This is a genomic window from Kitasatospora sp. NPDC057936 (assembly GCF_042887525.1).
Classification (GTDB): Bacteria; Actinomycetota; Actinomycetes; order Streptomycetales; family Streptomycetaceae; genus Kitasatospora.
Genome location: NZ_JBHVPD010000113.1, coordinates 22,817 through 31,360, shown reverse-complemented (window position 1 = coordinate 31,360; position 8,544 = coordinate 22,817). Strand labels below are relative to the sequence as shown.

7 protein-coding genes are annotated in these 8,544 nt (G+C 75.0%); 5 read left to right on the top strand and 2 right to left on the bottom strand.

Annotation, left to right across the window (positions count from 1 at the left end; all coding sequences use genetic code 11):
* The coding region (locus tag ACFVU9_RS39140) for an SWIM zinc finger family protein (protein WP_387601859.1) at positions 1 to 388 on the bottom strand (388 nt) is incomplete at its 3' end.
* A gap of 156 nt (positions 389 to 544) precedes the next feature.
* Between ACFVU9_RS39140 and ACFVU9_RS39135 the strand changes: the two genes are divergently transcribed.
* The 5 genes from ACFVU9_RS39135 to sucD all read left to right on the top strand — a co-directional run bounded on the left by ACFVU9_RS39135 (position 545) and on the right by sucD (position 7,556).
* Positions 545 to 1,627: an AAA family ATPase gene (locus ACFVU9_RS39135; RefSeq protein WP_380438979.1), complete on the top strand. Its 1,083-nt coding sequence runs from the start codon at positions 545 to 547 to the stop codon at positions 1,625 to 1,627.
* On the top strand, positions 1,624 to 3,948 hold the full coding sequence (locus tag ACFVU9_RS39130) for a DUF5682 family protein (RefSeq protein WP_387601855.1): 2,325 nt from the start codon (positions 1,624 to 1,626) through the stop codon (positions 3,946 to 3,948). Before ACFVU9_RS39135 ends, ACFVU9_RS39130 begins: the two co-directional genes overlap by 4 nt.
* A gap of 37 nt (positions 3,949 to 3,985) precedes the next feature.
* Positions 3,986 to 5,164, top strand: coding sequence for a vWA domain-containing protein (locus ACFVU9_RS39125; RefSeq protein WP_380505462.1), 1,179 nt, complete (start codon positions 3,986 to 3,988; stop codon positions 5,162 to 5,164).
* A gap of 315 nt (positions 5,165 to 5,479) precedes the next feature.
* Entirely contained in the window at positions 5,480 to 6,652 is a 1,173-nt protein-coding gene (sucC, locus tag ACFVU9_RS39120) for an ADP-forming succinate--CoA ligase subunit beta (protein ID WP_359962397.1), read from the top strand.
* A gap of 19 nt (positions 6,653 to 6,671) precedes the next feature.
* The gene (gene sucD / locus ACFVU9_RS39115; RefSeq protein ID WP_380438985.1) at positions 6,672 to 7,556 is read left to right on the top strand and encodes a succinate--CoA ligase subunit alpha; all 885 of its coding nucleotides are present in this window, start codon (positions 6,672 to 6,674) and stop codon (positions 7,554 to 7,556) included.
* A 70-nt stretch (positions 7,557 to 7,626) separates the two neighbouring features.
* Here sucD and ACFVU9_RS39110 read toward each other — a convergent pair.
* Positions 7,627 to 8,544 (bottom strand): RNA polymerase sigma factor (locus tag ACFVU9_RS39110; RefSeq protein WP_387601852.1); only part of this gene is annotated, 918 nt, incomplete at its 5' end.

Sequence of the window (8,544 nt, the reverse complement as noted above, 5' to 3'; positions counted from 1 at the left end):
GATCGGCGGGGCCCGCGGGGGCGGCGGCGGGGGCGGCGGCGCGCTGCTCGGCCCGCTCGCGGCGGGCGTCGAGCCAGGCTGCCGCCCAGTCGGCGGGCTCGGCGGCGGGGACGGCCTGCGGGGTGCCGCTCCACAGCAGGAGGAGTCCGAGCGCGTGCTTGCACGGGAACTTCCGGCTCGGGCAACTGCACTGGTAAGCGGGCGTGGCGAGCTCGACCACGGTGCGGTACGGCGTGCTGCCGCTGCCCCCGCACTCGCCCCAGACCGCGGCGCCGTCGGTGCCCTGGGCCGACCAGGGCGCGGGCGTGGAGAGCTTGCCGGCCGCCTTCTGCGACGCGGCGTCAGGCGCCAGGGACAGGACGTGTTCGGTGCTCCAGCGTTCCTCCATGGCACCGACCGTAGGCGGGGGCGCTGACACTTCCTCACCGCCCGCCGCGGATTGTCAGTGCCCGGGTGCAGGGTGGCTCCCGCAGGCCGGAGTTGCCCTCCCGTCACCCGCCGCCCCGCCGTCACCGTGCCCGGCGGCCGACCCGAAGGAGCCCCCATGACCGACGTTCTGCGGCAGCACGCCGAGGACGCCTTCGCCGGTGAACTGGCCGCCCTGGCCGCGCAGGACGACCGTCCGCGCCCCGAGCGCTGGAAGCTCTCGCCCTGGGCCGTGGCGACGTACCTGCTCGGCGGCGAACTGCCCGACGGCACCCGGATCACGCCCAAGTACGTCGGCCCGCGCCGCATCGTGGAGGTCGCCGTCACGACGCTGGCGACGGACCGCGCGCTGCTCCTGCTCGGCGTGCCGGGCACCGCCAAGACCTGGGTGTCCGAGCACCTGGCCGCCGCGATCGGCGGCGACTCCACCCTGCTCGTGCAGGGCACCGCCGGCACCCCCGAGGAGGCCGTCCGCTACGGCTGGAACTACGCCCAGCTGCTCACCAACGGGCCCAGCCGGGAGGCCCTGGTGCCCTCGCCCGTCATGCGGGCGATGGCGGACGGCAAGCTCGCCCGCATCGAGGAGCTGACCAGGATCCCGGCCGACGTGCAGGACGCCCTGATCACCGTCCTGTCCGAGAAGACGCTCCCGGTGCCGGAACTGGGCTCCGAGACGCAGGCCGTGCGCGGCTTCAACGTGATCGCCACCGCGAACGATCGGGACCGCGGCGTCAACGAGCTGTCCAGCGCGCTGCGGCGCCGCTTCAACACCGTCGTGCTGCCGCTGCCTGCCTCGTTGGAGGAGGAGGTCGACATCGTCACCCGCCGGGTGAGCCAGCTCGGCCGCTCCCTGGACCTGCCCGAACTGCCCGGCGGCGCCGAGGAGATCAGGCGGGTCGTGACGGTCTTCCGCGAGCTGCGCGCGGGGATCACGGTCGACGGCCGGACGAAGGTCAAGACGCCGGGCGGCACGCTGTCCACGGCCGAGGCGATCTCGGTGGTCACCAACGGCCTCGCCCTGGCCGCCCACTTCGGCGACGGCGTCCTGCGCGCCGCGGACGTGACGGCGGGCATCGTCGGCGCCGTCGTCCGCGACCCGGTCGCGGACCGGGCGGTGTGGCGCGAGTACGTCGAAGGGGTGGTGCGCGAGCGCGACGGCTGGAAGGACTTCTACCGCGCCGCCCGCGAGGTGGCCGCATGACCTCCCCGGGCCCGACCGCACCGGGCACGAGCACCCCGGACGTGACCCTGCTCGGGGTCCGCCACCACGGCCCCGGCTCGGCCCGGGCGGTGGGCGCCGCCCTCGCACGGCTCGCGCCGGACGCGGTGCTGATCGAGGGTCCGCCCGAGGCCGACGGCATCATCGGGCTGGCCGCCGAGAAGGACATGGTGCCGCCCGTCGCGCTGCTCGCCCACGCGGTGGACGACCCGGCCCGGGCCGCGTTCTGGCCGTACGCCGAGTTCTCCCCGGAGTGGGTGGCGATCCGGTACGCGGTGGAGCGGGAGCTGCCGGTCCGCTTCATCGACCTGCCCGCCGCGTACGGCTTCGCCGACGAGGCCGCCGCCGACGGTGCTGGAGCCGCCGACGAGCCTGCGGCCGCCGACGAGCCCGCCGCCGACCCGATCGCCCTGCTCGCCGAGGCCGCCGGCCACGACGACCCGGAGCGCTGGTGGGAGGACGTCGTCGAGCACCGCGCGCCCGGCGCCGACGCCCTGGCGCCGTTCGCGGCCGTCGCCGAGGCGATGGCCGCACTGCGCGCCGAGGGCCTCGCCGAGTCCCGCCGGGACCTCGTGCGCGAGGCGTACATGCGCCGGCAGATCCGGGCCGCCCGGCGGGCCGGGCACCGGCGGATCGCCGTCGTCTGCGGGGCCTTCCACGTGCCCGCCCTCGCCGAGCTGCCGACCGTCGCCCACGACCGGGCGCTGCTCGCGCAGCTGCCGAAGAAGACCAGGACGGACATCACCTGGGTGCCCTGGACGCACCGCAGGCTCGCCCAGTCCGCCGGGTACGGCGCGGGCATCGAGTCGCCCGGCTGGTACCACCACCTGTACGCGGCCGGGGCCGACCCGGTGCCGCGCTGGCTCGCCCGCGCCGCCGAGCTGCTCCGCGCCGAGGACCACCCGGTCTCGTCCGCGCACGTCATCGAGGCGGTCCGGCTCGCCGAGACCCTCGCCGCCCTGCGCGGCCGCCCGCTGGCCGGGCTCACCGAGACGCTGGACGCCGTCCGCGCGGTCATGTGCGACGGCTCGGACGTCGCGCTGGAGCTCGTCCGCGACCGCCTGGTGATCGGCGACGCCCTCGGCGAGGTCCCGGACGCCGCACCGGCGGTGCCGCTCCAGCGCGACCTCGCCCGGCTGCAGCGCACGCTGCGCCTCAAGCCCGCGGCCGCGCCCCGGGACCTCGACCTCGACCTGCGCAAGGACACCGACGCCGCCCGCTCCCGCCTGCTGCACCGGCTGCGGCTGCTGGGCGTCGAGTGGGGCGTGCCCGCGCGCTCCGCCGTCGCCTCGACCGGCACCTTCCGGGAGAGCTGGCGGCTGTGCTGGCAGCCCGAGTTCGCGGTCCGGATCGCGGAGGCCGCCCAGTGGGGCACCACGGTCGAGGACGCGGCCACCGCGAAGGCCGTCGCCACCGCCCGCGCGGCCGGCGAACTCGGACAGCTCACCGGCCTGGTGGAGACCTGCCTGCTGGCCGGCCTGTCCACCGCCCTGCCCGCCGTCATGCGGGTGCTCGCCGACTGCGCCGCCCTCGACACCGACGTGGCCCACCTGGCCGGCGCCCTGCCCGCCCTCGTCCGCGCGCTGCGCTACGGCGACGTGCGCGGCACCGACCACGGCGCGCTCAAGGAGGCCGCCACCGGTCTGGCCGACCGCGTCTGCGTCGGCCTGCCGCCCGCGTGCGTCGGCCTGGACGCCGCGAGCGCGGCGGACCTGCGCGCCCGGCTCGACGAGGTGCACGGCGCCGTCGGCCTGCTCGCCGCGGACGGCCTCGCCGACCGCTGGGCCGCCGCCCTGCACGCGCTGGCCCGCCGCGAGCCCGCCGGCGGCCCGGCCACCGGGGTCCCCGGCCTGCTGCGCGGGCGCGCCGTCCGGCTGCTGCTGGACGACGGCCGGCTCGACACCGAGGAGGCCGGCCGCCGCCTGCGCCTGGTGCTGTCCGCCGCCGGCGCACCGGCGGACGCGGCCGGCTGGGTCGAGGGCTTCCTCTCCGGCGGCGGCGCCCTGCTGCTGCACGACCCCCGGCTGCTCGCGCTGCTCGACGAGTGGCTGACCGGCGTCTCCGACACGACCTTCACCGACGTCCTGCCGCTGCTGCGCCGCACCTTCAGCGGCCTGGAGGCGGGCGTGCGCAGCACCGTCGGTGCCCGGGTCGCGGCCGGCCCGCTCGACGCCGAGCCGTCCGGCGAGCCCGCCGCCGGCGAGCTGGACCGGGCCAGGGCCGACGCCGCCGTGCCGGTGGTGGCCCTGCTGCTGGGCGTCCGGCCGTTCATCCCCCGGCAGGCCGCCGGCCGCGACAGTTGAGCCGTTCCCCTCGAAAGCCCTCGTGAAGGAGGAGCACATGACGACCACGACCGACGAACGCCTCCGCCGGTGGCGCCTGGTGCTCGGCGGCGAGGCCGACGGCACCGGCTGCGCGCTGCGCGGCCGCGACGCCGCGATGGACGGCGCGCTCGCCGCGCTCTACCGGGCCGCCCCCGACGAGACCGCCCGGCCCGGCCGGGGCGGCCGCCGCGGCGCCGGGCTCGGCGGCTCGGCCCCGCAGGTGGCCCGCTGGCTCGGCGACATCCGCAGCTACTTCCCGTCCACCGTCGTGCAGCTGATGCAGCAGGACGCGATCACCCGGCTCGGCCTGGACCGGCTCCTGCTGGAGCCCGAGATGCTCGCCGCCGTCGAGCCGGACGTCCACCTCGTCGGCACCCTGCTCTCGCTCAAGCACGCCCTGCCGGAGACCACCAGGGAGACGGCCCGCGCCGTCGTCGGCCGGGTGGTGGCCGACCTGGAGCGCCGACTGGCCGACCGGACCAGGTCCGCCCTGGGCGGCGCCCTCGACCGCAGCGCCCGGGTGCACCGGCCGCGCCACCGCGACATCGACTGGGACCGCACCATCCGGGCCAACCTGAAGAACCACCTGCCCGAGCACGGCACCGTCGTCCCCGAGCGGCTGGTCGGCCACGCCCGCGCCCGGCGCGCCGTCCGCAAGGACGTCATCCTCTGCGTGGACCAGTCCGGTTCGATGGCGGCCTCGGTCGTCCACTCGGCCGTCTTCGGCGCGGTCCTCGCCTCGATGCGCACACTCGACACCCGGCTGGTCGTCTTCGACACCTCGGTGGTCGACCTGACCGAGCAGCTCACCGACCCGATCGACGTCCTGTTCGCCACGCAGCTCGGCGGCGGCACCGACATCAACCGCGCCCTCGCCTACTGCCAGTCGAAGATCACCCGTCCGGCGGAGACGATCGTCGTCCTGATCAGCGACCTCTACGAGGGCGGGGTCCGGGACGAGATGCTCCGGCGGGTCGCCGCGATGAAGGCGGCCGGCGTCCGGTTCGTCGCCCTGCTCGCGCTCTCCGACGAGGGCGCCCCCTCCTACGACCACGCCCACGCCGCCGCCCTGGCCGCCCTCGGCGCTCCGGCCTTCGCCTGCACCCCCGACGCCTTCCCGGACGTCATGGCGGCGGCGATCGAGAAGCGGCCGATCCCCCGGCACCTGATCGAGGGGGCCGGGCAGGGGTTCTGACCAGGCGGCCCGTCGGATTCACCCGGACGTGCGAATCCGCCCGACGGGTGGACCGGGCGTCTGTCACGCCGCTTTAGGCTGTCTGTGACGGTTCTCACCAAAGACGGGCCGGTCCCGGGCGAAAGAGTCCCGTCCCACGGGGATAACCTGCCAGACGGACGTGACGCGCGTGTTGATTGACGTGTGCGCCCGTGGCTGTGTGGGCCGCAAGGCCGTACCTCTGCGTACCCGCACCGCCCCGACGACCCGCAGCGAAGATCCTGCCGTGGCACGCTCGTAGAGACACAATCCGCGACCACGAACAAGGACAAACACGTGGACCTGTTCGAGTACCAGGCGAGGGACCTCTTCGCCAAGCACGGCGTGCCCGTGCTTGACGGCGACGTCATCGAGACCCCCGAAGCGGCTCGCGCCATCGCCGAGCGCTTCGGCGGCCGCGCCGTCGTCAAGGCTCAGGTGAAGGTGGGAGGCCGTGGCAAGGCCGGTGGTGTGAAGCTCGCCGCCGACCCGGCCGACGCCGTCGCCAAGGCCGAGCAGATCCTCGGCATGGACATCAAGGGCCACACCGTTCACAAGGTGATGCTCGCCCAGACCGCCGACATCAAGGACGAGTACTACGTCTCGTTCCTGCTGGACCGCACCAACCGCACCTTCCTGGCCATGGCCAGCGTCGAGGGCGGCGTGGAGATCGAGGTCGTCGCCGAGGAGAACCCCGACGCGCTCGCCAAGATCCCGGTCGACGCCAACGAGGGCTGCACCCCGGAGAAGGCCGCCGAGATCGTCGCCGCGGCGAAGTTCCCGGCCGAGGTCGCCGACCAGGTCGCCGAGGTCCTGCAGAAGCTGTGGAAGGTCTTCATCGCCGAGGACGCCCTCCTCGTCGAGGTCAACCCGCTGATCAAGTCCGGTGACGGCAAGATCATCGCGCTCGACGGCAAGGTCTCCCTGGACGAGAACGCCGAGTTCCGCCAGCCCGAGCACGAGGCCCTGGAGGACAAGGCCGCGGCCAACCCGCTGGAGGCCGCCGCCAAGGCCAAGGGCCTGAACTACGTCAAGCTCGACGGCCAGGTCGGCATCATCGGCAACGGCGCGGGCCTCGTCATGAGCACCCTCGACGTGGTCGCCTACGCCGGTGAGAAGCACGGCGGCGTCAAGCCCGCCAACTTCCTCGACATCGGTGGCGGCGCGTCCGCCGAGGTCATGGCGAACGGCCTGGAGATCATCCTGGGCGACCCCGACGTCAAGTCGGTCTTCGTCAACGTCTTCGGCGGCATCACCGCCTGCGACGCGGTCGCCAACGGCATCGTGCAGGCGCTGGAGCTCCTCGCGAGCAAGGGCGAGAACGTCTCCAAGCCGCTGGTCGTCCGCCTGGACGGCAACAACGCGGAGCTGGGTCGCAAGATCCTCGACGACGCCAACCACCCGCTGGTCCAGCGCGTGGACACCATGGACGGCGCCGCTGACCGCGCCGCCGAGCTGGCCAACAAGTAAGGAAGGGGACTTTCACACCATGGCTATCTTCCTTACCAAGGACAGCAAGGTCATCGTCCAGGGCATGACCGGCGCCGAGGGCATGAAGCACACCCGCCGCATGCTCGCCTCCGGCACCCAGATCGTCGGCGGTGTCAACCCGCGCAAGGCCGGCACCACGGTCGACGTCGACGGCACCGAGATCCCGGTCTTCGGCTCCGTCGCCGAGGCGATGAAGGAGACCGGCGCCGACGTCTCCGTCCTGTTCGTCCCGCCGGCGTTCACCAAGGCCGCCGTCGTCGAGGCCATCGACGCCGAGATCGGCCTGGCCGTCGTCATCACCGAGGGCGTCCCGGTGCACGACACCGCCGCCTTCTGGGCCCACGCCGGCTCCAAGGGCAACAAGACCCGGATCATCGGCCCGAACTGCCCCGGCCTGATCAGCCCCGGACAGTCGAACGCCGGCATCATCCCGGCCGACATCACCACCTCCGGCAAGATCGGTCTGGTCTCGAAGTCGGGCACCCTGACCTACCAGCTCATGTACGAGCTGCGCGACATCGGCTTCTCCTCGGCCGTGGGCATCGGCGGTGACCCGGTCATCGGCACCACCCACATCGACGCCCTCAAGGCGTTCCAGGAGGACCCGGAGACCGAGCTCATCGTCATGATCGGTGAGATCGGCGGCGACGCCGAGGAGCGTGCCGCGGCCTACATCGCCGAGCACGTCACCAAGCCGGTCGTCGGCTACGTCGCGGGCTTCACCGCCCCCGAGGGCAAGACCATGGGCCACGCCGGCGCCATCGTCTCCGGCTCCTCGGGCACCGCCCAGGCCAAGAAGGAGGCCCTCGAGGCCGCCGGTGTCAAGGTCGGCAAGACGCCGTCCGAGACCGCCCGCCTGGCGCGCGAGATCATCGCCGGCTGACCCCAGCCCGGCCGACGAGTGCCCCCGCCCGGTTCGCCGGGCGGGGGCACTCGCCTTCTCGCAGGGCCCGTCAGCGCGCCGGGGTGCAGGGCAGCGGCGCCCAGCGGGCGCACTTCGGCGGTCCCTGCGGCGGCGGGGCCTCCGCCCCCTTGGCCGCCGCCGGCAGCTCCCACAGCGCGATCGCGCGCGGCGGCGGGTCCACCACCACCGCCTCCAGCCCGGGCGTCGGGCTGCACCACAGGCTGCTGATCCCGCCGGCCGGCCCGCCCGGCGCCACCGGCACCCCGGGCTCGGCCGCGTCCGGCGCCTGGACGCACACCGACGGCGCCGGCGGTTCCGGCTCCCGGAACAGCACCGCCGGTCGGCCGCCGACCAGCGTCATCATCGCCGCGCCGCCCACCGACGCCGTCAGCGCCGCCGCCGCACCCGTCAGGACCAGGCTCCGCAGCCCGTGCCGGGCCCGGAGCACCGGCACCGCGGGCCGGTACGGCTCCGGGCACCCGCGCACGGCCGCCCGGTGCAGCAGCCCGCTCAGCCGGTCCGGGAACCCGGGATCGGCCGGATCCGGCCCGGCCAGGTCCGGCACCCATTGCGCCAGCGCCGCCCGGGCCGCCCACACCCGCCCCTCCGCCGCGGCCAGCGTCGACTCCACCTCCACCGCGACGGCCGCCGCCGGCAGCCCCAGCCCGTCGTGCAGCACCAGTGCGCGACGCTGCGGCCGGGACAACCGCTTCAGCGCCTTCAGCAGGGCCCGGTCGCGGTCCGTCAGGCGGTCGTGGTCCGGCAGCACCGCCTGCGACTCGTCGGCCGGGCGCACCTTGATCCGCCGGTGCGGCAGCCGCCACGCGTGCGCCCGGCGCGGCCCGCCCCGGTGCCACGGCGACAGCGCCAGCTCGGACGCCCGCACCCGCACCCACGCCTCCGGATTCCCGGAGCCCGCCACCGCGTCCCACGCGCGCCGCGCTTCCCCGAACGCCCGCCGCACGCT